Source organism: Ruegeria sp. BHSC043 (assembly GCF_059612985.1).
The window spans coordinates 20,168-41,169 of the sequence record NZ_JBXWRS010000017.1 but is presented as its reverse complement, the minus strand read 5'-3'; the positions used below and the strand labels follow the sequence as shown (position 1 = coordinate 41,169).

Here is a 21,002-nt window from a genome sequence, read left to right as displayed (position 1 = left end):
CTGCGGCCTTGGCGACTGCTCTAAGCGGGACGTGCGACGCTTATGTAACGGCAGTGTAACAGTTTCATGACAAAGCGCGCAGGGTTCGGGTTTTTGCGGGATCTCCTGCGCCGAATCCTGCTGAAATGGAGATGAGGCGGTCCAAATAACACCTGGCGTGCAGGGAAAATGGCCCCATACACACAAGTGAATGGACTCGGCGCCCCGATTCGAGGATCTTGGTGATCCAGTTTCGAATCATACCGATGGCCGGGTGACAGGAGCGTTGATATGCTGACCAGACGACACTTTGTTGCGACATCGCTTGCCTTGTTCTCGCAGCCGATTCTGGGTGCGTTGCCTGCGTCGGCCGCGACCGCGTCTCAATGGGCAGCATGGGATGCGCAGGTCACGCCGGCCAATTACGATCCGGCCGCGTCGAACCCCTGGGGTCTGCATCCGCGGTTCCTGCCCCGCCGGGTTCAGACCAACCGGCCGCTGAAACCCGGCGACATCCATGTGGATGCGGTGGCGCGGTATCTGTATTTCATCGAAGATGGCGGTACCGCCATGCGCTACGGCGTGGCCATCGCGCGCGGTGATCTGTACGAGCCCGGAACCTATACGATCAAACGCAAGGCCAAATGGCCGCGCTGGACGCCCACCGCCGACATGATCCGCCGCGACCCGCAGGATTATGCCCAGTTCGCCGACGGCATGCCGGGCGGGCCGAAAAACCCGCTGGGGGCGCGGGCGTTCTATCTGTATCAGGGCAACCGCGACACCTATCTGCGCATCCACGGCACGCCTTATCCCCGGTCGATAGGTGGCCGCGCCAGTTCAGGCTGCGTGCGCATGGTGATGGCGCATATCATCGGCCTGTATGACCGGGTTCAGCCCGGCGCCACGGCACATCTCTACCCGCCCGAGCAGCCGATCACGGCCTCGGCCTGATCAGGCGCGGGCGCAGATCGGGCGCCCCTCGACGGTTCTGAGCGGCAGATAGGTCGTCTCGACCGGGCCGACATGGCGGTACCAGTAACACCCATCCTCGGGCATGATCCGAACCGCGTTCAGGTTCTGGCCGGGCGCGGCAATTGCGATCACCCCTTCGGGCACCTTGGCCAGGTCGCCGGGCGCGGACGCGCCGGACATCGACGCGGTTTCCGTGCAGGCGCCCACTGCCAGCAAAACTGCCGCATATTTCAAGTCCGATTTGGCCAACATCGTGTACTTCCCCGTGCTGTTTCCCGGTCCGTTTGCCGCACAAAGTTGCATCCTGACGCGCGCAGTTCAATTCGCTGCGTACAATAGGTGTGACAGCGTGGCTTTTCTGCGCAGGGCGTTGCGAACAAATTTGGGTTGACCTTCCAGCGCGGTAAGGCGGCAGAAGACGCGCAAACAGCGAATGCATCTACAACCAAGTGAAACGAGCCGATGAACAAACTGACGCTTTTGATTGGCGGCGTTCTGATCGCGGGCGCTGCCGTATTTGTCTACAACTTCAACCAGCAGCCTACGGGCCATTCGATGGCGGTGCCCGATACGTCGTCGCTGTCGCAGGGGGAACCAATCGCGCAGGTCCGGGTGCCGGCGACGTTCAGTGCGCAGGCGCAGATGGGAAAGGTTGCCTTTGACGCTAAATGCGCAGCCTGCCATGGAATGAATGCGACGGGGCTGGAAGGGCTGGCGCCGCCGTTGGTACACAAGATCTATGAGCCCAGCCACCACGGGGACGAGGCCTTTCAGCGGGCGGTTCAATATGGTGTTCAGGCCCATCACTGGCGCTTTGGCGACATGCCGCCGGTCGCTGGCTTGACCCGTGCAGACGTGCAGGGCATCGTTGCCTATGTCAGGGAACTGCAGCGCGAGAACGGGATAGACTGAACCTTGCACAGCTGGGCGGACAGGATGATCGGACGGTGGCTTCTGGCCTTGGGCTTGGTCTTGGCCGGTGTTCTGGTGTTCTCGGAACCCGCCTTGGCGCATGGGGGCGATAGGGGTACACATGCCGTCGTCGATCTGGAAACATCCGACCCCGACCATGTCGAACAGGGCCACCCGGGTCATTGCCACGGCGGGGCCTTCTGCAACGGCGTGGCAATGACCGTGGCCGCGCCCGTCGTTTCCGCTCTGGTATCAAGGATCAGCCGCCGTGCCATCCCGCCGGGCCGGTACCGGATGTTGCCGGTGGCCCTGTTCGATCCGCCCCCGCCGCGCGCCGTGTCCTGAGTCACGAAAGGCCCCTTTCGGGGGCGAGTTGAAGCAGACAAACAGGACAAGACGATGACCCTTTCAAAACTGACGACGGGAGCCGTGCTGGCGTCGATGATCGCCGTAACCGCCCTGGCGCATGGTGGCGCCACCGGGATCGTGAAGGAACGCATGGACGGTATGTCCGCCATGAAGGACGCGATGAAGACCCTGACGCCGATGATGCAGGGCAAGACACCCTATGACGCCGCCACAGTCCGGCGCGCGGCCGAGACGATCGGGCGCCATGCCGGTGACAGCATGACACGGCTGTTCCCCGAAGGCAGCGACGGCATGCCCTCCGAGGCCAAACCCGAGATCTGGCAGGACTGGGAAGCCTTCGCCGAACTGGCCGAGCAGCTGCAGACCTATGCCGAGGGGCTGGTCCTTGCGGCCGACAACGGGCTGATGATGGCCCGTGCCGGTCAAGGGTCCGGCATGATGGGCGGATCGGGCATGATGGGTGGCGCCTCGATGATGGGGGGCGGGGCCATGATGGGCGGAACCCCCGGGCGCGAGGAGCTGTCCGAGATGCCCGCCGATGGCGTGTTCATGATGCTGGGCCAGAACTGCTCGGCCTGTCACACGCGGTTCCGGTCGGAATAGGGTGCCACGATGAAACGCATCTATCGCTTGGGCCTTGCCTCTGCCGTACTGGCTGCGGCGGGGCTGGCCGCCGTGGTCGCGTGGCCAATCGGTCTGACGCCGCAACTGCCCGAGCTGACGGGCGACGTTGACCGCGGGGCCTACCTGGCGCGGGCGGGCGGCTGCATCGCCTGCCACACCAATTTCGCCGAGGGTGGCGCGCCCCTGGCCGGCGGCGTCAAGCTCGAAACACCCTTTGGCACGGTGTATTCCCCGAACCTGACCACAGACCCGGACCACGGCATTGGCGGCTGGTCGATCGAGGAATTTGCCAAGGCCGTGCGTCAAGGCGTGGCGCCGGACGGGCAGCCCTATTACCCAGCCTTCCCGTACCCGTTCTACGCCGATTTCACCGATCAGGACATTGCCGACCTGTGGGCGGCGTTCCAGACCGTGCCGCCGGTGGGCACGCCGTCCCGCGCGCAGCAGATGGCCTTTCCCTTCAACCAGCGCTGGGGGCTGAAACTGTGGCGCGCGGCGTTCCTCGAGCCTCCGCGCACCGATCCGGTCCCCGGCAAAGGTGATGTGTGGAACCGCGGCCGGCTGCTGGTCGAAGGCGCCACTCACTGTGCCGCCTGCCACACCGGGCGCAATCTGTTTGGTGCCCGCAAATCGGATACCGAGCATTTCAAGGGCAGTGATGCACTGCCGGGCGGCGACAAGGCGCCGGCCATCGACTATGAAACCCTGCAGAGGCTGGGCTGGACGGTCGACAACCTGGCCTATGCCCTGCGCACCGGCATTATGCCCGACGGTGACGTATTCGGCGGTGCCATGGGCGAGGTCGTGACCTACGGCACCAGCTTCCTGACCGAAGCAGACCGCCGCGCCATGGCCACCTATTTGTTGGACGACCATGACGGACGGTGAAAAGGTGGAGCCGCGGGGCCGGCCGCGCAGGACGACATTGCCCTGGGTGGCGCTGACGGCCGCCGTCGTGATGGGTGCTGCTGGCGCCTTTGGATGGATTTCAGGCGCTGACCTCAGTGACGAACCCTCCGATCCGGTGCGGGGGGCGGTGCTCTATGCCGAGAACTGCGCCGCGTGCCACGGGGCCAACCTTGAGGGTCAGCCGGACTGGCAGACGCCCGACTCCAACGGTGTTCTGCCGGCCCCGCCGCATGACCGCACCGGCCATACTTGGCATCACGGAGACGGTATGCTGTTCGCCTATACCAAGCTGGGCGGTGCCGAGACGCTGAAACGCATGGGCGTGACCGGGGTACAAAGTGGCATGCCCGGTTTCGCCGATACCCTGACCGATGCAGAGATCCGAGACATCCTCGGTTTCATCAAATCCAGTTGGACGGAACGCGAACGCGAGATGCAGCAACTGCGGACCGAGGCCGAAGACGGCGGACCTTTCGAGGACTTTCGCTGAGTGCACCTTGACCTTCCACCTGCTGGAACCCTTATGTAGCGGGTCAGCAGCGATTCAATGGTGACGACATGACCCAGATTTCACACGCCCGCCTTCAGGTTCAGGGAATGAGCTGCGCCTCGTGCGTCGGCCGCGTCGAGCGAGCCCTGAAGGCCGTGCCCGGCGTCGAGGACGCCTCGGTCAACCTGGCCAGCGAAAGCGCCCAGGTCGATTTCCACGCGCCCGCTGACCTGCCGACCATCCTCGGCGCGCTCGAGGCGGCCGGGTATCCCTCCGCGATCGAAGAGGTCACGCTGGACATTCAGGGAATGAACTGCGCCTCATGCGTGGGCCGCGTGGAACGGGCGCTGTCGGCGGGGCAGGGGGTCGTGGCGGCCTCGGTCAACATGGCCTCGGAAACTGCCACAGTCCGCTATGTGGCAGGCTCCACCACGCCCGAGGCCATCGCCGCGCTGGCCACGGCGGCGGGCTACGCCGCCACCCTCCGAGATGCGGCACGGCCCGAGCCCGAGGACCGCAAAACCGAGGAAATCCAGCACCTGGCCCGGCGCACGAGTTTTGCCGCGATCCTGGCTCTGCCTGTCTTTGTTCTGGAAATGGGCGCGCATGTCGTTCCCGGAATGCACCATCTGATTGCCCAGACGATCGGCCTGCAGACCAGCCACCTGTTGCAATTCGTACTGACCACGATCGTTCTGTTCGGGCCGGGGCTGCAATTCTATACCAAGGGCTTTCCGGCCTTGTTCCGGGGCGCGCCCGACATGAACTCGCTGGTCGCGCTGGGGACGGCGGCGGCCTATGGGTACTCGCTGGTGGCGACCTTTGCGCCTGGCCTGCTACCGGCGGGCACCGCAAACGTCTATTACGAGGCGGCGGCGGTCATCGTGGTGCTGATCCTGCTGGGCCGCTTCCTCGAGGCGCGCGCCAAGGGCCGCACCGGTGAGGCGATCCGCAAGCTGGTGGGGCTGCAAGCAAAGACCGCGCGGGTCGAGCGCGATGGCCGCGTGGTGGAACTGCCCGTCGATCAGATCGTCGTGGGCGACATCGTGCATGTCCGCCCCGGCGAGAAGATCCCGGTGGATGGCGCCGTGCTGACCGGGCGGTCCTATGTGGATGAAAGCATGATCACTGGCGAACCGGTGCCGGTCGAAAAGGCCGAGGGCGCCGCCGTGGTTGGCGGCACCGTGAACGGAACGGGGGCGTTGACCTTCCAGGCCGAAAAGGTCGGGGCCGACACGATGCTGGCGCAGATCATCCAGATGGTCGAACAGGCACAGGGGGCCAAGCTGCCCATCCAGGGTCTGGTCGACCGGATCACCCTGTGGTTCGTTCCGGCCGTGATCTCGGTTGCCGTGGTGACGGTTCTGGTCTGGCTGCTGTTCGGCCCGGACCCGGCGCTGAGCCTGGCGCTGGTGGCCGGGGTCTCGGTTCTGATCATCGCCTGCCCCTGCGCCATGGGTCTGGCCACGCCGACCTCGATCATGGTGGGCACCGGGCGTGCGGCCGAGATGGGTGTGCTGTTCCGCAAGGGGGACGCGCTGCAGATGCTTCAGGAAACCACCGTCGTTGCGCTGGACAAGACCGGCACGCTGACCGAGGGCCGGCCCGAACTGACCGACCTGATCGTGGCCGACGGCATGACCGAGGACGCGGTGCTGCGCCTTGTCGCCGCGGTCGAGGCCACGTCGGAACACCCGATCGCAACCGCGATCACCCGGGCCGCCGAGACCCGCGGGCTGACCCTGCCCAGTCCCGAAGGATTTGACTCGATCACCGGGTACGGGGTGCAGGCAATGGTCGAAGGTCACCGGGTTCTGATCGGCGCCGACCGCCTTATGGCCCGCGAGGGGATCGAGATCGGCGGGCTGGCAGAGCGCGGCGCGAACCTGGCCGCCAAGGGGAAAACGCCTCTCTATGCCGCGATCGACGGGCGTATCGCGGCGGTGATCGCTGTGGCCGATCCGATCAAGCCCGGTACGCCTGCCGCCATCCAGGCCTTGCATGACCTGGGTCTAAAGGTCGCGATGATCACCGGTGACAACGCCGCTACGGCCCGGGCCATCGCCGCGCAACTGGGCATCGACCACGTGGTCGCCGAGGTGCTGCCCGAAGGCAAGGTGGCAGCGCTCGAAAGCCTGCGCGCAGACGGAGGCAAGCTGGCCTTCGTGGGCGACGGCATCAACGATGCGCCCGCGCTGGCGGCGGCGGATGTGGGCATTGCCATCGGCACCGGCACCGACATCGCGATCGAGGCGGCTGACGTGGTGCTGATCTCCGGTGACCTGACCGGCGTGGTCAACGCGTTCGACATCAGCCGACGCACCATGCGCAACATCCGGCAGAACCTGTTCTGGGCCTTTGGTTACAACACGCTGCTGATCCCGGTGGCCGCCGGGGTTCTGCACCCGTTCGGCGGGCCGCTTCTGTCGCCGGTTCTGGCCGCGGGCGCGATGGCGCTGTCCAGCGTTTTCGTCCTGTCCAACGCCTTGCGGCTGCGTTGGGTGAAACCGGCCCGAACACCACAGGACGCTCCCGAAGAAACCCGCATCCTGACGCTCAACCCGGCCAATGCCGACTAGACAAGGAGGGAACCATGAATATCGGAGATGTCGCCGAGCGCTCGGGCCTTCCGGCCAAGACCATTCGTTACTACGAAGACATCGGCTTTATCAAACCCCGGCGCGGCGCCAACGGATACCGGCATTTCGACGAAAAAGAGCTGCACAAACTGGCGTTCATCGGCCGCGCCCGGTCGCTGGGCTTTACCATCGAAGACTGCCGGACGCTTTTGGCACTGTACGAGGACAAGCGTCGCGCCAGCGCCGATGTAAAGCGCATCGCCAAGCAGAACCTGAAGGAAATCGACGCGAAGATCGCCGATCTCAAGGCCATGCGCGCCACGCTGTCTCACCTGGTCGCGGAATGTGCCGGCGATGACCGCCCGGATTGTCCGATCTTGAATGACCTTGGGCGGATTTGACCGCATCCGTCTGCGACACATTCCACAGGATGGTGGCGGAAACCCGCGTCGTCCGGTCTCGTTTGTCCTCGACATCACTCCAGAAAAAGCCCAACGCCGACATCAAGGCGTTGGGAAGGAACATCCACCTCTGCGAATAAAGCTTTGTAAAACGCTCGTTCGGAAACGGGGCGCAAGTTACGAACCGAGTTTCGCCCCAACCCAGTGTCCCGAACAGAGCGTCTTTTGTTAGCCCACCCGGTTGACTTGGCTTTGCCGATACCCAATTTCCGCGGCCTACGCATAACAGAGGTTTGCCGAAATGAACCGTATCCTAGCAACCGTTCTGGCCTTGGGCCTGGGCACTGCCGCAACCGCCGAAACCCTGCGCGTGGGCATGTCGGGCGGGTATTTCCCCTTTACCTTCGTTAAGCAGGACGTGCTTCAGGGCTTCGAGGTCGACGTCATGAACGCCGTTGGCGAAAAGACAGGGTTGGACATCGCGTTCGAGACCATGTCGTTCTCGGGCCTGATCGGCGCGCTGGACGCGGGCCGGATCGACACGATCGCCAACCAGATCACCATCACCCCCGAACGCGAAGCCCGGTTTGCGTTCAGCCAGCCCTATGTGATCGACGGCGCGCAGGTGGTCGTGCGCAAGGGCAACGACACCATCAAGGGGGTCGAAGATCTGAAAGGCCACACCGTCGCCGTCAACCTCGGCTCGAATTTCGAGCAGCTTCTGAAAGAACTGCCGTATTCCGACGAGATCGAGATCAAGACCTACGAGGCCAACATCGCGCAGGACACCGCCTTGGGCCGTGTCGATGCCTTCGTGATGGACCGCGTGTCCTCGGCCCAGCTGATCGCCGAAAGCCCGCTGCCGCTGGAGCTGGCCGGCGCGCCCTTCTCGGAAATCCGCAACGCCCTGCCGTTCCGCGATGACGCGGAAGGCCGGGCTTTGCGCGACCGGGTCGATGCGGCGCTGACCGAGCTGAAGCAGGACGGCACCCTGGCGGAAATCTCGGTCAAGTGGTTCGGAACCGACATCACGGCGAACTGAAGCCATGCGGGGATTGGACCTTGAATACATGCTGGGGCTGGTCCCCGTCATCTTGGGCTATGTGCCGCTGACGCTGGCGATGGCTTCGGCCGCCATGGTGCTGGCGCTGGTTCTCGCGGTGGCGCTGGCGGTGGAACGTGTCTTTCGCGTGCCCGTGCTGGATCAACTGGTACTGCTGTTCATCAGTTTCTTCCGCGGCACGCCGCTGCTGGTGCAACTGTTCCTGTTCTACTATGGGTTGCCGCAAGTTCTGTCTTTCCTGACCGCGATTGACGGGGTGACCGCCGCGATCATGGGGCTGACGCTGCACTTTGCCGCCTACATGGCCGAAACCATCCGCGCGGCGATCATCGGCGTCGATCGCAGCCAGTGGGAAGCAGCGCATTCCATCGGCATGACCCAAGGCCAGTTGATGCGGCGGGTGATCCTGCCGCAGGCGGCCCGCGTGGCGGCTCCGACGCTGGTCAACTACTTCATCGACATGATCAAGGGCACCTCGCTGGCCTTCACCCTCGGCGTGACCGAGATGATGGGCGCGGCCCAGAAAGAGGCGGCGGGCAGCTTCCTGTATTTCGAGGCCTTCCTGGTGGTCGCCGTCATCTACTGGATCATGGTCGAAGGTCTGAGCCAGGCGCAGAAGGCCCTCGAGATCCGACTGAACAAGGCATATGCACGATGATCCGAATCGACGGACTGACCAAACGGTTTGGCGGCACCGACGTCCTGAACACCATCGATCTCGAGATCGCAAAGGGCGAGCGCGTCGTCGTCATCGGCCCCTCGGGCACCGGGAAATCGACGTTGCTGCGCTGCATCAACTTTCTGGACACGCCCGATGCGGGCCGCATCACGGTCGGAGGCATTTCGGTCGATGCGACACGGGCCAGCCGTGCCGATATTCTGGCCCTGCGGCGCGCGACTGCCTTCGTGTTCCAGAATTACGGCCTGTTTTCACATCGCACCGCGCTGGAAAACATCATGGAAGCGCTGGTCACCGTGAAGAAACGCCCCCGCGCAGAGGCCGAGGCGCAGGGCCGTCGCATCCTGAAGGAAATCGGTCTGGCGGAAAAGGCCGACAGCTATCCGGCCAGCCTGTCGGGCGGACAGCAGCAACGTGTGGGGATCGGCCGCGCCATGGCGATCGGGGCGCAGTTGATGCTGTTTGACGAGCCGACCTCGGCGCTGGATCCGGAATGGGTCGGCGAGGTGCTCGACCTCATGCGTTCGGTCGCCGCGCAACGCCAGACCATGTTGATCGTCACGCATGAGATGCGTTTTGCCCGCGAAATCGCCGACCGGGTGATCTTCATGGAGGGCGGTCGGATCGTGGAACAGGGTCCTCCGGCACAGATCTTCGATGCGCCGAAAGACCCGCGTTTGCAGCGGTTTTTGGCGCGCGTCAGTGCCTGACGACGCGGCCCCGCCCTCGGGGGCGCAAAGCCCCCTGTCCATCGCGCCACGATCGGGCGTGGTCCCTGCTCACAGCTGCGACCCGATCGGCAGCAGGCTCAGGAACCCTGCAACGATGTGATCCCAGGCGCTGCCCGTTGGCTCGGCATCATATTCCAGCACCGTTCCGTCGGCCGCACGGGTCCGCCAGGTCAACTGCCCGGCTGGCCCCAGCGTGACCCGGTACGTATAGGCGGGTAGCGCGTCGTCCAGCGCACCGATGGCCTGTTCGGTCAGGGCGGGCGAGTCGATCAGGATTCCCATCTCGGTGTTGATGTTGACCGAGCGGGGGTCCCAGTTGAACGACCCCACGAACAGGTATCGATCATCAATCGCGAAAGCCTTGGAATGCAGCCCCGACCGAGACTGCGCCCAGTTGATGCCCTGTCGCTGCTGTTGATAGTTGTCGGGTCGCAGTTCGTACAGATCGACGCCGCCGCGCAGCAACGGTCTGCGTTTCGTGGCGTAATGGGCATAGACGGGAAGCACATCGTTCGATGCCAGCGAGTTGGTGACGACCCGGACATCGACGCCTCGGCGCTCGAGTGCGGTCAGCCACCGGACACCGCTGTTGCGGGGCACGAAATAGGCCGAAACGATGGTGACCTCGGATTTTGCTGTCTCGAAATACGGCAGCAGTTGCGCGGCAAGGATCGGATCCGCTATGTCGGCGCCGGCTGCCTTGGCAGGCGGGTCCGCATAGAGTCGGGCCGGCACCCAATCCAGCGAAAGGGCCCCGTCTGCAAAGTTTTCCTGCGCCGACCGGCGCAGCGCGGCGCCATAGGGTGTCCGCTTCGCGTCTTCGACCAATTGGCGCAACCGGTCGCGGGCGGCGGCAAGGCTGAATTCCGGCGGCTCGACAACCGCGCGGGCGGGCACCGCGAACGGACTGTTCCAGTAGTCATCGAAGCTTTTGGAAACTTCGGTCACCACCGGCCCCGCAGCCAGCACATCGAGATCGGCATAGTTCATTTCCTCGCGCGCGAGAAAATACTCGGCCCCGATGTTCCGCCCGCCCACGATGGTAAACAGATTGTCGGCCGTCATGGACTTGTTGTGCATCCGTCGATTGATCCGCTTGAAATCGGTCAAACCGGCCACGACCAAGCTTTGATCGCGCCAGAACGGGTTGAACAGCCTGATTTCGATGTTTTCGTGCAGGTCCAGTGCGGCGGTCATCGCGTCATAGCCTGCGGTGTCCATATCATCCAGCAACAAGCGGACGCGCACTCCGCGATCAGCCGCCTGAAGAAGGCTGGCTGCAAAAAGATGCCCCGTCGGGTCGTCATGCAGCAGGTAGTATTGTGCGTCGATCGTGCGTTCGGCGGCGGCCGCCATCAACAGCCGAGAGACCAGCGCCTGTTCTCCATCGCTAACAAGTCGCACGCCCGACCGCCCGTCCCCAGGGTCGCCCAACCGGCGCGCCGCGCGTCCCAGTTTGCTGTCTTCACGGGCGGGCTGATAGTTGGACACCGTCTTTTCGTACATGCGCTCCTTGGGTGCGCAGCCAAGCAGCGCGACCAGACAGACCAGACCGGCTATGATTTGCCGCAGCTTCATGCAGACCCTCCCTTCGCAGGGTCTCAGATGACACTGCCACGGCCCCCCGGTTCAAGCCCCTTGCGGATCAGCGGTGCAGGTTTTCGGCGACCTGTGGCGATTGCGCAGGGCGGGTCGGCCAGCCCCGTTCGCCGTAGTGGTAGCCGACTGCCTTCCGACCCGAGACACCCGACGGCGAAAAAAAACACCACTTGGAACGCGCGGCGTCTACAGGCCCAAGACCGGTTCAGGCAGAACCCGCATGCAGACAGCGGCAAAAAACAGACCGCTGCCCGACAGCACGAACACATGCCAGATCGTGTTGTGATACGGGATCCAGTCCAGCAGATAGAACGCAACGCCGGCCGTGTAGACCAGCCCACCCGCGATCATCAGGATCACGACCGCCGAGGGCAGATCGGCCAGAACACCCTGGCCTGCCCACACGATGGCCCATCCCATCATCAGGTAAAGCGCCAGCCCGAACCACCGGAACCTGTGCGGAGCGATCATCTTCAGGGCCGAACCCAGCGTGGCCGACGACCACAGACCAAACAGCAAGCCCGGCGCCTGCCCGCCGGACAACAGCAGGAACGGCGTATAGGTTCCGGCGATCTTGACGTAGATCCCCGAGTGGTCGAGACACCGCAGAACATCGGTCCATTCCGGGCTCTGGCTCATGTTGTAGAGCGCTGAAAAACTCAGCATCAAGACAAGCGTCACGCCGTAGATCAACGCGCCCCAGACCGCGGCGGGCTCGGGTCCGGACTGCACGGTCTGGCCGACCAGGATCGGTACCGCGACCAATGCCGCACCAACGCCCAGTACATGTACTACCCCGTCGCTGACGCGTTCGGACCGGCTGTAGGTCGGGCGAATTTCGGCAAAGGATTTCATCCCCACCAGGATAGGCCAGCGCTCGGCCCCGGGCAAGCCGGGTGTCGATGACCTTCGGGTGTCGGGCCTCTATGAGGGTTGATCGTCCGCCTTCGGGTCCTTGTAGCGGTTGAGGTCCAGAACGCCGGACTGAACCGGCGCTTGCCGTGCCAACATCTCGTGCAGGCGGTCGCTGAGCCTCCAGAAGTCGGAGCTTGTCCTGCGTATGCCGTAAGTGGCGATGACATTCATATAGTCGCTTTGCGAGCGGATCGCCTTCACGGCAGACACGAAGTCGGGCAACGCGTCGCTGGACACGCGGAAGAAGAAATTGGGATAGCTTCCGATCAGCCCGGGCAACACCGTGATCGTGTCGTCCCGGGGCAGGCGTCGTGCGTGTTCGCGGAACAGAAATGCAACGTTGGAATGGGCCTTGTCATGGACGAGGGAAAAGACCTCGGTCTGGTCTTCGCCATGTTCGACCAGCAAAACCGACAGGTCGGGCAGATACCTGACCCACGGGCCGGTTTGGCTGGACAACTGCCGCAGCAGCGCCGCGCTGGGGTCGCTGGTACAGGCGTCACCCGTGCAGCGATTGATCGGGTCGGTGACCGGCCACAGCCCATTCCCGCGGTTCAGCAAGTTCAGCAGAAACTCGGCCTTGGGGTTGTCGGTGCCGAAGGCGATCCCGGTCGGGAAATCGTCATCGAGACGGCGCTGATGCCAATAGGTGTGCAACTCGGCAAGAAATCCCTGATACCAGCCATCATGCATCCGGGTTCGGATTTCGGCCGGCATGAAGGTCAGGAAACTATCTTCGCTCTCCATACGCAGCTCATTCATGTACAGCCGTGTGGCCAGCTGATGCGCGACCCGGCCGAACACGTCGTAGCCTGCGACCAGATTGTAATAGATCCTCTCGAACACCGGATAGTCGATCACCCAAGCGGTTTCCGGGATGTCGCCGTGAAACCCGATCATCGCCGAGGCGTTGTCAAAGTGCCGAAACACGGTGATCAATGCCTGTGGATTCGTCCCGCCCCCGTCCCAGATCGCATCATAGCCGAACCCCGTCCGATGCGCCGGGCTGTTGCGATAGCGGGCGTCGCGAAACTGAAGGTATTCCACCTGGTTGCGGTGATAGAGCGATTGGAGATCGCCCAGCACCCCTTCATCGGCCCTGGCGACCGGCAATTCGAGATAGGCCGCGCCTTGGGCAAGATAGCTGGGATCGGTCACCGACAGATCCGCCTCGGGGTCAAGGAAACTGACCCAGAACCGGTCTTCGATCACGTTGACCGCCGTCTGCCCATGACAGACCGGGCCTCGGATGAAGCTGCGCACGAAGAACAGCGCGTCGTCCAACAAAAACTCATAGCGGCTGCGGGCGGGGAGCGCAGCGAAGGTGCTGAACGGGTTGCCGCCCTCTGCATCGCCATAGGGCGGCAGTTGTTCCAACGACCAGTCGGGTTCAAGAAACAGCTCCCGATACCGGTCCATACGCCGGGACCCGAACGGATAAACCAGGTGTTCCTTGTGCACGATGGTCTCGGTCACAAGTTGCAGCCGATAGTAGAACGGCCTTGCGCCGGGGTCGTCGAAGGGCCGGCGGGACGCGATAACGGAGATCGGCTGCCCCGGCGGCGTCGTGGACCTTACCATCTGAAAGAACCGGCGCGGGTCGTCATCCGGGAAATGCAGGCGCGCCAGGAACAGATGTTCGAACAAGTAGCGGCTGGTCAACCGGCTACGGAGATCGTCGGCGTTCAGAAAGGCCTCCCACCTATCGACCTTCGCCTGGACCGAAGCTGGCAGATCCGCTGCTTCCGGATCGAGTGTCCCGCCGGCCCGCGCCCATTCGCGCAATAGGGTGAACTCGTCATCCGACAACCGCGCGGCAGCGTAGGGCATTCCGGCCAAGGGGTGTTTGCGCCGAAACGCATCGAATTCCTGCGGCGACGGGCAGACCAGTTCGCGGTTGATCGAAAGACCCAGCTCCTGAGGAACCGGCTCTCCCTCGGGCAGCGGCGCGGCGTGGCCCAGATCCAGAAAGCGTTCCAACAGACTGAGTTGCCCGGGCTTTTGCCCCGGACCTCCGGCGACCGTGTGGAACCCCAGCGCGCGCCAGTCCGGCACGGTCCGGGCGTCGAGCCCAAGCCGCGTGGGCGGCGCATCTGTCAGCCGGTCGGTGTCGTAGACCACCTGCTTGGTCCCGCCGCGCGCCACGCCTTCGGGCGCGGTCAGCTTCAATTGGCAGGGCGCGTCATAGCAGCTGTGGCAGACGACGCATCGTCGGTTCAGCAGGTCTCTGACCTGTACGGTGCCCGTCACGCCCGTCTCGACGGTGTTCTGGGCGCAGGCACCCATTGGGATGATCAACCCAGCCAAAACGATCAGTGCAAGGCCGGCTACCGTCATTCGGAATTGAAAAAATCCGCTGCGCTGCATGGCTGGACTCTGCCCGATCAAGGAATTGAAACGTCAGCGCAGTCTGATCCGCCCAAACCTGCGTGTCGAGACATTTTCGGCCGCACTGACCGATTGCTTGATTGACACCGCGGAACCCCGCATGATCAGGCATGGACAGCACGGTCGAGACATGGCTGCACGATCTGGGCCTGGACCAGTATGCCGATGCGTTTGCACAGAACGACGTCGATGAACGGGTGCTGCCCTTGCTGTCCGACGCTGACCTGCGCGAACTGGGTGTCAGCCTTGGGCACCGGAAGCTCATACTGGCGGCGGCGCGGGATTTGGGCGGCACGCCGGACGGGTCGCCGCACCCTGCCATCCCTTTGCCCGAAGCGGCGGGGACCGTATCCGACCAAGCTGACCTTGCGGCTGCCGAGCGCCGGCACCTGACCGTGTTCTTTGCCGATCTTGTCGGCTCGACCGAACTGACCAACCGGATTGACCCGGAAGACATGCGGACCCTGCTGCAGCGCTATCAGGACGCCGTCGCCGGGGCCGTCAGCCGGTATGGCGGCTATGTCGCCAAATATCTGGGTGACGGGTTGCTTGTCTTTTTCGGTTGGCCGCGCGCCTACGAGGATCACGCGATCCGCGCGGTCAAAGCAGGCCAGGAGTCGGTGGCGCGGGTCAAGGCGCTGCAAACCCCGGACGGGACCCCGCTGTCGGTTCGGATCGGCATCGCCAGCGGCGACGTGGTCGTTGGTGACGCGATCGGCAAAAACACTTATGAGGAAGGGGCGATGACCGGGCCGGTCTTGAACCTGGCCGCCCGCATCCAGGAACGAGCGCCGCCGAACGCCGTGGTCGTCCCGCAGGAGGACGCCACAACGGCGTTGCAGGGCGTATTCGAATTCGCCGCACTGGGGCAGGTCCCGCTCAAGGGGTTCGATGCACCGCGGAGTTTGATGCAAGTTGTGGCGGAACGCAGCGCCGAGAGCCGCTTTCGCGCCATGCATGACGGTGCGGCCCAAAACAGGTTGATCGGGCGCGAGACGGAAAAGGACATCCTGCTGCAGTCGTGGCGGCAGGCGAAGGATGGCGCGGGCCAGGTGATCCTGCTGGGCGGCGAGGCCGGTATGGGCAAGTCCCGGCTGGTCGAGGCTTTTCTTGCGGACCCCAACGTGGCGGAACACGCCGACATCATCCGCCTGAACTGCTCGCCCTACCTGACCAGCAGCCCGTTTCACCCGGTCGCGGCACGGATTTCGCAGGATGCGGGCGTTGGGCACGATTTCGACGACGACAGGGTTCAGGAGCATGTGCGCGGGATGCTATCCCGGCGTCAGGGTCTGAAACTCGACCAGGTGCTCCCGGTATTTGCGGCCCTGGTTGCGCCGCACAGCGCGCTGGCCCAAACGGTTCTGAACCTTTCGCCGCAAGAGCAGCGTGACCTGACGATTCAGACGCTGATCACCACGGTCAGGGCGCGAGCGTCAAATCGTCCCGTCATCATTTTCGTCGAGGACGCCCATTGGATCGATGCCTCGACCTTGGCCCTTCTCGAGCGGTTCAAATCGATCTGTGTCGACCTGCCGTTGCTGATGGTTATCACTCATCGCCCCGAATGGGAAATGCGGACCGGCGCCGGCGATACCCATGTCCAGACATTGCAGTTGCGTCGCTTCGGGCCTGCCCACGTCGGCGACCTGATCGAATCCTTGACCGGCCGCCCGACCGACCCCGAAATGGTGGCCAGCATCATCGAGAAAACCGACGGAATCCCGCTGTTCGTCGAGGAATTGACCCGAACGATCACCCAGACGGGCGATCTGCGCAATGTGCCCTCGTCGCTCAAGGGCACGTTGATGGCTCGGCTCGATGCGGTGTCGCCCGGCGCCAAACAGGTCGCCTTGGCCGCCTCGGTGATCGGGCGCGAGTTCGAGCCTGACCTGCTGCTGGAAATCATGTCCCTGGGCCCGGAGGACCTGCACACCCATCTCGATGAGTTGAGCCACGCCGGTCTGATTTTTGAAAGTGGCCACCGCAAGGGGCATTTCGTATTTCGCCACGCGCTGATCCGCGACACGGCCTATCAATCCATGCTCAGCACCACACGCAAGGTCCAGCACGCCCAGGTGGCCCGAGCGCTGACCCTGCACCGCGCCGCTGACATCGAGCGCCGCCCGGAACCCGTCGCCCGGCACCTGACCGAGGCCGAGGATTGGGCCGCTGCCTTTGAACGGTGGCGCGCGGCCACCGAAATGGCCTTGGGCAGATCGGCCAGCCAAGAGGCCTTGGCCAACGCGGCTGAAGCGCTGAAGGCCGCGGGCCAGTTGGGCTCTGACGACAGCCGCGAGGTGATTGTTGCTACTTCGCTGCTGGGGCGTGCCCATGACAGCGCCGGGCAATTGCCCGAGGGGATTGCGCTGCTGCAACAAGCCATGGATGCGGCGCGGCGCACCGGCCGGGATGCGCTGGCCGCGGATATCACGAACCAGTTTGCGGATACCTGCATGATGGCCGACCGGAATCATGAAAAGGCGATCTCGCTCTGCCTCGAGGCGCTGGAAAAACTGCCCAAGCAAGACGAGGCGCGCCGCTGCAGCCTCATGGGACAGATCTCCAAAGCCTGCATGTTCATTGGCCGCCTTGCCGAAGGCGCGGAATATGGTCAACGATGCATGGACTTGGCCGCGCGGCTGGGCGACCACAAATCGCAGTTTCACGTCATGATGACCCGCTATGGTGCGCCGTTCATCGCCCGGCAGGGCGACGACCGCTGGAACTGGCGGGAAAATCTGGAGGCGATGCACGCGACGGCGGAAAAACTGGGCAGCATCGACCAGGGGCGCGACCGCACGCTCAGTTTGTTCGTCGGTGCCGAGATGGCTGACCGTGCGTTGGTCGACAGCTCGCTGGACCTGTTGACCGAGATTTCGAGCAAGGACATGCATCTGCAACTTTATTGGGTGCAGATTCATGCCCGGGCCATGGTGGACATCTTGGACGGTCGGTTCGACCGGGCCGAAGCCTATGCGACCGAGGCGTTGAAGATCGGCCGTCAGACTCACGGTGCCCATGTCGAGGGCGTGTATGGCGTTCAGATGTTCACGATCCGTCGGGAACAGAACCGCCTTCACGAAGTGGCGCCCGTCGTCAAACGCCTGATGTCCGACAACCCGGAAGATGTCGCTTGGAAGCCCGGCTTTGGCCTGATCGCCGCCGAGCTTGGCTATTCCGAGGCGGCTGAACGCATCCTCGATGAGTTGTCCGAAACCGGCTTCGAGCTGCCGGAGGATGCGATGTATTCGACCACTCTGGGCTATCTCGCCGATATCTGCGTAGCGGTCGAACGGCGCGACCTCGCCGAGATCATCTATCAGAAACTGTTGCCCTTTCGCGATCTTACCATCACCGCCGGGGCAACTACCGTCTGCACCGGCGCCGCTGCGCGACGGCTGGGCGCGCTGGCGGCGCTTTTGGGCGAATGGGACACTGCCGAGAGTCTGTTCGACACCGCGATGGCCGTCGATACAGCGATGGCCGCTCCACCCTGGATCGCCCATAGCCAAGCCGCCCGAGCCCGAGCATTGCGCCGCCGAGGTCGCCCTCAGGACCTTAGCATCGCCTTGGAGCTCGAGGTGGCAGCGTTGGCAACCGCGCGAGAATTGGCTATGGTTTCCCTGGCGTCAAGACTTGAGGGAGCAGCGTCCTAGTTTTCAGAAAGTGTGTACCGGGGGGGTGCCATGCCAAGATATATCATTGAACGAAATTTTGCCGAACAGCTTGATCTGGGAGACGACGACAAGATCAAGATCAAGGAAATCAACGATGAAGAGGGGATCGAGTGGATATTCTCGTTCCTCAGTGCCGACAAGCGCAAGACCTATTGCCTGTACGAAGCCCCGGACGAGGAAAGTCTGCGCAAGGCGGCCAAGCGCCTGAACATTCCTGCTGACGTCATCACGCCGGTTGACCGTGTCGACCCAGGCCTTTTCGCCTGACGTAGCATCCGATCTCAGTTGCGCCCGACGCCGGCAACAGGCGAAAGGGCACCCGCCGAGGCAGACAAGCAAGGATCCTGTCCACCTGATCTGGAGGACCGATAATGTTTGACCTGATAACGCTGAACGGCAGCACCAAATCCGTGGACCAAGACGCGCTTGACGCTTTGGACGCGGCGCTACGCGGCTCCGTCTTCCTACCCGGTAGCCCGGAATACGATGACGCCCGGACCACTTGGAACAGCATTGTCGACCGCAAACCCGGCTTTGTGATCCGGGCGCTCGGCGCCAGCGATGTGCAAAAGGCCATCAATTTCGTGCGCGAGGCGGGGCTGATCATGTCCGTCCGCTCGGGCGGACATCAGATTGCCGGGCATGCGGTGGCCGATGATGCGGTGATGCTGGATTTGTCGCAGATGAAATCGGTGCATGTCGACCCGAAGGCGCGCACCGCGCGTGTGGCGCCAGGCGCGGTACTGGGTGACGTAGACCGAGAGACGCAGGCGCACGGGTTGGTGGTTCCGACGGGCATCAACTCGACCACGGGGATCGCCGGGTTGACCTTGGGCGGCGGCTTTGGCTGGACCACGCGCAAGTTCGGCATGACCATCGACAACCTGATCTCGGCCGAGGTGGTGCTGGCCGATGGCGCGATCGTGACCGCGTCGGAAAGCAGCCACCCGGACCTGTTCTGGGCCATCCGTGGGGGCGGTGGCAATTTCGGCGTGGTCACTTCGTTCGAGTTCCGCCTGCATCCGCTGGGGCCGCAAGTCCTGTCCGGCCTTGTGATCCACCCGCTCGAACAGGGTCCCTCGCTGTTGCCCGAATACGCCCGGATCGCCGACACCGCCCCTGACGAGCTGACGGTCTGGACGGTGATGCGCAAGGCCCCGCCGTTGCCCTTCCTGCCCGAAGACTGGCACGGGCGCGAGGTGCTGATCTTTGCCGCCTGTTATGCCGGGCCCATCGAAGACGGAGAAGCCGCGATGGAGCCGCTGCGCGCCCTCGGAGACCCGATCGTGGACGTGATCGCGCCGCACGCCTTCGTCGACTGGCAGGCCGCGTTCGACCCTCTGCTGACCCCCGGCGCGCGCAACTATTGGAAAAGCCACGATTTTGATGCCTTGCCCACGGATGCGGTCGCAGGGCTGCTCGACAGTATCTCGACCTTGCCGGACCCGGCTTGTGAAGTGTTCATCGCCCACGTCGGCGGCGCGATGGCACGGGTCGAGGCTGCGGCGACAGCCTATCCCCAACGCTCGGCCCATTTCATCATGAACGTGCACACCCGTTGGGAACACCCAGCAAATGACGATGCCTGCATTGCTTGGGCGCGGGCGCTGTATGACCGCATGGTGCCGTATGCAACCGGCAGTGCCTATGTCAATTTCATGCCCGCGGATGAGGCCGCCGCCCTGTCATCGGCCTATGGTGTGAACGCGGCCCAATTGTCCCGGATCAAAGGCAGGTACGACCCCGGCAACCTGTTCCGGGTGAACCACAACATTCCACCCGCGTGACGGCTTGAACTTCTTGCTGTGTTTGGCATAGACCGCGACCAACTGGACAGGGTCGGCGGGCAACACTACCGTGGGCCCGACATTCCCAACAGGAGACCCAGATCCATGTCCAAGATGCTTTCGATCGCGGCCGCAACCCTTGCGTTCACCGCAACTTCGGCCCTTGCGGATGGGCATTGCGCCGCGGGCAAGACCCTGACCGAGGGCAAGTTCACCGTGGCCACCGGAAACCCGGCCTATTACCCTTGGGTGATGGATGACGCGCCCGAGTCCGGCCAAGGCTTTGAAGCCGCCGTCGCCTATGCCGTGGCCGAGGAGATGGGCTTTGCCGCTGATGACGTGGTCTGGGTCCGGTCGTCCTTTGACGAGGCGATCCAACCCGGCGCCAAGAACTTTGACGTGAACATCCAGCAATACTCGATCACGCCCGAGCGCGATCAGGTCGTCGATTTCTCGGCCCCTTACTACACCGCGCCGATGGCGGTTCTGGTCAGCGCAAACGCCGTTGACACCCCGCCCACGCTCGAGGCGCTGAAGGGCCTGCAATGGGGCGCGGTCGGCTCGACCACAGCGGTGCCGAAACTGGCCAACGTAATCCAGCCAAATGCCGATCCGCTGCTCTATGGCGACAATGCCGATGTGAACGCGGCCATGACCGCGAACCAGATCGACGCCGCGCTGTTCGACCTGCCCACCGCCCTGTTCCTGAGCGCGGTGATGATCGAAGGGTCCAAGGTGATCGGCCAGTTCCCTGCCGATCAAGGCGACAACCCCGACCAGTTCGGCATGTTGATGGAGGAAGGCAACCCGCTGAAATCCTGCGTGGATGCGGCCATCGCCGCGCTGACTGAAAGCGGCAAACTTGCCGAGATCGAAGCCAAATGGCTGCAGGACACGACGGGCGTTCCGCTGATCAAGTGAC

The 21,002-nt window shown here is 63.7% G+C and carries 19 protein-coding genes; 15 read left to right on the top strand and 4 right to left on the bottom strand.

Annotated elements, in window-relative coordinates; translation table 11 throughout:
* Positions 1 to 270: 270 nt before the first annotated feature.
* Complete coding sequence (locus AC2FMM_RS16650; RefSeq protein ID WP_496712002.1) at positions 271 to 933, top strand: L,D-transpeptidase; 663 nt, start codon at positions 271 to 273, stop codon at positions 931 to 933.
* Here AC2FMM_RS16650 and AC2FMM_RS16645 read toward each other — a convergent pair whose 3' ends face one another.
* Positions 934 to 1,206 (bottom strand): hypothetical protein, encoded by a 273-nt coding sequence (locus AC2FMM_RS16645; RefSeq protein WP_496685579.1) that lies wholly within the window; start codon positions 1,204 to 1,206, stop codon positions 934 to 936.
* 210 nt (positions 1,207 to 1,416) lie between these two features.
* Between AC2FMM_RS16645 and AC2FMM_RS16640 the strand changes: the two genes are divergently transcribed.
* The 10 genes from AC2FMM_RS16640 (at position 1,417) to AC2FMM_RS16595 (ending at position 9,690) form a co-directional block, all read left to right on the top strand.
* Positions 1,417 to 1,866, top strand: coding sequence for a c-type cytochrome (locus AC2FMM_RS16640; protein WP_496683079.1), 450 nt, complete (start codon positions 1,417 to 1,419; stop codon positions 1,864 to 1,866).
* 24 nt (positions 1,867 to 1,890) lie between these two features.
* A complete protein-coding gene (locus AC2FMM_RS16635; RefSeq protein WP_496797166.1) occupies positions 1,891 to 2,211 on the top strand; it encodes a hypothetical protein in 321 nt (106 codons plus the stop codon).
* Positions 2,212 to 2,265: 54 nt separating this feature from the next.
* Positions 2,266 to 2,838: a c-type cytochrome gene (locus AC2FMM_RS16630; protein WP_496683086.1), complete on the top strand. Its 573-nt coding sequence runs from the start codon at positions 2,266 to 2,268 to the stop codon at positions 2,836 to 2,838.
* 9 nt (positions 2,839 to 2,847) lie between these two features.
* Positions 2,848 to 3,747, top strand: a complete 900-nt coding sequence (locus tag AC2FMM_RS16625) for a c-type cytochrome (RefSeq protein ID WP_496797165.1) — start codon at positions 2,848 to 2,850, stop codon at positions 3,745 to 3,747.
* Positions 3,748 to 3,817: 70 nt separating this feature from the next.
* Entirely contained in the window at positions 3,818 to 4,258 is a 441-nt protein-coding gene (locus tag AC2FMM_RS16620; RefSeq protein WP_496797169.1) for a c-type cytochrome, read from the top strand.
* 68 nt (positions 4,259 to 4,326) lie between these two features.
* Positions 4,327 to 6,837, top strand: coding sequence for a heavy metal translocating P-type ATPase (locus tag AC2FMM_RS16615; RefSeq protein ID WP_496797164.1), 2,511 nt, complete (start codon positions 4,327 to 4,329; stop codon positions 6,835 to 6,837).
* A gap of 14 nt (positions 6,838 to 6,851) precedes the next feature.
* On the top strand, positions 6,852 to 7,238 hold the full coding sequence (cueR, locus tag AC2FMM_RS16610; protein WP_496683096.1) for a Cu(I)-responsive transcriptional regulator: 387 nt from the start codon (positions 6,852 to 6,854) through the stop codon (positions 7,236 to 7,238).
* 301 nt (positions 7,239 to 7,539) lie between these two features.
* Entirely contained in the window at positions 7,540 to 8,280 is a 741-nt protein-coding gene (locus tag AC2FMM_RS16605; RefSeq protein WP_496713711.1) for an amino acid ABC transporter substrate-binding protein, read from the top strand.
* Between the two features lie 4 nt (positions 8,281 to 8,284).
* On the top strand, positions 8,285 to 8,959 hold the full coding sequence (locus AC2FMM_RS16600) for an amino acid ABC transporter permease (protein ID WP_496797163.1): 675 nt from the start codon (positions 8,285 to 8,287) through the stop codon (positions 8,957 to 8,959).
* Positions 8,956 to 9,690 (top strand): amino acid ABC transporter ATP-binding protein, encoded by a 735-nt coding sequence (locus AC2FMM_RS16595; RefSeq protein WP_496797162.1) that lies wholly within the window; start codon positions 8,956 to 8,958, stop codon positions 9,688 to 9,690. The genes AC2FMM_RS16600 and AC2FMM_RS16595 overlap by 4 nt, the downstream gene beginning before the upstream one ends.
* A 69-nt stretch (positions 9,691 to 9,759) precedes the next feature.
* Here the strand turns inward: AC2FMM_RS16595 and AC2FMM_RS16590 are convergent, their stop codons facing one another.
* From AC2FMM_RS16590 to AC2FMM_RS16580, 3 genes are all read right to left on the bottom strand, one after another.
* Positions 9,760 to 11,289: a phospholipase D family protein gene (locus AC2FMM_RS16590; RefSeq protein ID WP_496797161.1), complete on the bottom strand. Its 1,530-nt coding sequence runs from the start codon at positions 11,287 to 11,289 to the stop codon at positions 9,760 to 9,762.
* A gap of 207 nt (positions 11,290 to 11,496) precedes the next feature.
* The gene (trhA, locus tag AC2FMM_RS16585) at positions 11,497 to 12,165 is read right to left on the bottom strand and encodes a PAQR family membrane homeostasis protein TrhA (RefSeq protein ID WP_496797160.1); all 669 of its coding nucleotides are present in this window, start codon (positions 12,163 to 12,165) and stop codon (positions 11,497 to 11,499) included.
* A 69-nt stretch (positions 12,166 to 12,234) separates the two neighbouring features.
* Positions 12,235 to 14,562, bottom strand: a complete 2,328-nt coding sequence (locus AC2FMM_RS16580) for a fatty acid cis/trans isomerase (RefSeq protein ID WP_496797159.1) — start codon at positions 14,560 to 14,562, stop codon at positions 12,235 to 12,237.
* Positions 14,563 to 14,723: 161 nt separating this feature from the next.
* Between AC2FMM_RS16580 and AC2FMM_RS16575 the strand changes: the two genes are divergently transcribed.
* The 4 genes from AC2FMM_RS16575 to AC2FMM_RS16560 all read left to right on the top strand — a co-directional run bounded on the left by AC2FMM_RS16575 (position 14,724) and on the right by AC2FMM_RS16560 (position 21,001).
* Positions 14,724 to 18,272 (top strand): AAA family ATPase, encoded by a 3,549-nt coding sequence (locus AC2FMM_RS16575; protein WP_496797158.1) that lies wholly within the window; start codon positions 14,724 to 14,726, stop codon positions 18,270 to 18,272.
* A 30-nt stretch (positions 18,273 to 18,302) separates the two neighbouring features.
* Positions 18,303 to 18,560 (top strand): DUF4242 domain-containing protein, encoded by a 258-nt coding sequence (locus AC2FMM_RS16570; RefSeq protein ID WP_496683117.1) that lies wholly within the window; start codon positions 18,303 to 18,305, stop codon positions 18,558 to 18,560.
* A 104-nt stretch (positions 18,561 to 18,664) separates the two neighbouring features.
* The gene (locus tag AC2FMM_RS16565; protein WP_496797157.1) at positions 18,665 to 20,080 is read left to right on the top strand and encodes an FAD-binding oxidoreductase; all 1,416 of its coding nucleotides are present in this window, start codon (positions 18,665 to 18,667) and stop codon (positions 20,078 to 20,080) included.
* 105 nt (positions 20,081 to 20,185) lie between these two features.
* Positions 20,186 to 21,001, top strand: coding sequence for an ABC transporter substrate-binding protein (locus AC2FMM_RS16560; RefSeq protein ID WP_496683121.1), 816 nt, complete (start codon positions 20,186 to 20,188; stop codon positions 20,999 to 21,001).
* The last annotated feature ends 1 nt before the right edge of the window (position 21,002 follow it).

Coding starts and splice junctions, on each gene's coding strand:
- AC2FMM_RS16590 (WP_496797161.1), bottom strand. CDS start 11,289: ATGAAGCTGCGGCAAATCATAGCCGGTCTGGTCTGTCTGGTCGCGCTG.
- AC2FMM_RS16615 (WP_496797164.1), top strand. CDS start 4,327: ATGACCCAGATTTCACACGCCCGCCTTCAGGTTCAGGGAATGAGCTGC.
- AC2FMM_RS16565 (WP_496797157.1), top strand. CDS start 18,665: ATGTTTGACCTGATAACGCTGAACGGCAGCACCAAATCCGTGGACCAA.
- AC2FMM_RS16580 (WP_496797159.1), bottom strand. CDS start 14,562: ATGACGGTAGCCGGCCTTGCACTGATCGTTTTGGCTGGGTTGATCATC.
- cueR (WP_496683096.1), top strand. CDS start 6,852: ATGAATATCGGAGATGTCGCCGAGCGCTCGGGCCTTCCGGCCAAGACC.
- AC2FMM_RS16625 (WP_496797165.1), top strand. CDS start 2,848: ATGAAACGCATCTATCGCTTGGGCCTTGCCTCTGCCGTACTGGCTGCG.
- AC2FMM_RS16570 (WP_496683117.1), top strand. CDS start 18,303: ATGCCAAGATATATCATTGAACGAAATTTTGCCGAACAGCTTGATCTG.
- AC2FMM_RS16630 (WP_496683086.1), top strand. CDS start 2,266: ATGACCCTTTCAAAACTGACGACGGGAGCCGTGCTGGCGTCGATGATC.
- trhA (WP_496797160.1), bottom strand. CDS start 12,165: ATGAAATCCTTTGCCGAAATTCGCCCGACCTACAGCCGGTCCGAACGC.
- AC2FMM_RS16600 (WP_496797163.1), top strand. CDS start 8,285: ATGCGGGGATTGGACCTTGAATACATGCTGGGGCTGGTCCCCGTCATC.
- AC2FMM_RS16605 (WP_496713711.1), top strand. CDS start 7,540: ATGAACCGTATCCTAGCAACCGTTCTGGCCTTGGGCCTGGGCACTGCC.
- AC2FMM_RS16620 (WP_496797169.1), top strand. CDS start 3,818: ATGGGTGCTGCTGGCGCCTTTGGATGGATTTCAGGCGCTGACCTCAGT.
- AC2FMM_RS16645 (WP_496685579.1), bottom strand. CDS start 1,206: ATGTTGGCCAAATCGGACTTGAAATATGCGGCAGTTTTGCTGGCAGTG.
- AC2FMM_RS16650 (WP_496712002.1), top strand. CDS start 271: ATGCTGACCAGACGACACTTTGTTGCGACATCGCTTGCCTTGTTCTCG.
- AC2FMM_RS16575 (WP_496797158.1), top strand. CDS start 14,724: ATGGACAGCACGGTCGAGACATGGCTGCACGATCTGGGCCTGGACCAG.
- AC2FMM_RS16595 (WP_496797162.1), top strand. CDS start 8,956: ATGATCCGAATCGACGGACTGACCAAACGGTTTGGCGGCACCGACGTC.
- AC2FMM_RS16560 (WP_496683121.1), top strand. CDS start 20,186: ATGTCCAAGATGCTTTCGATCGCGGCCGCAACCCTTGCGTTCACCGCA.
- AC2FMM_RS16635 (WP_496797166.1), top strand. CDS start 1,891: ATGATCGGACGGTGGCTTCTGGCCTTGGGCTTGGTCTTGGCCGGTGTT.
- AC2FMM_RS16640 (WP_496683079.1), top strand. CDS start 1,417: ATGAACAAACTGACGCTTTTGATTGGCGGCGTTCTGATCGCGGGCGCT.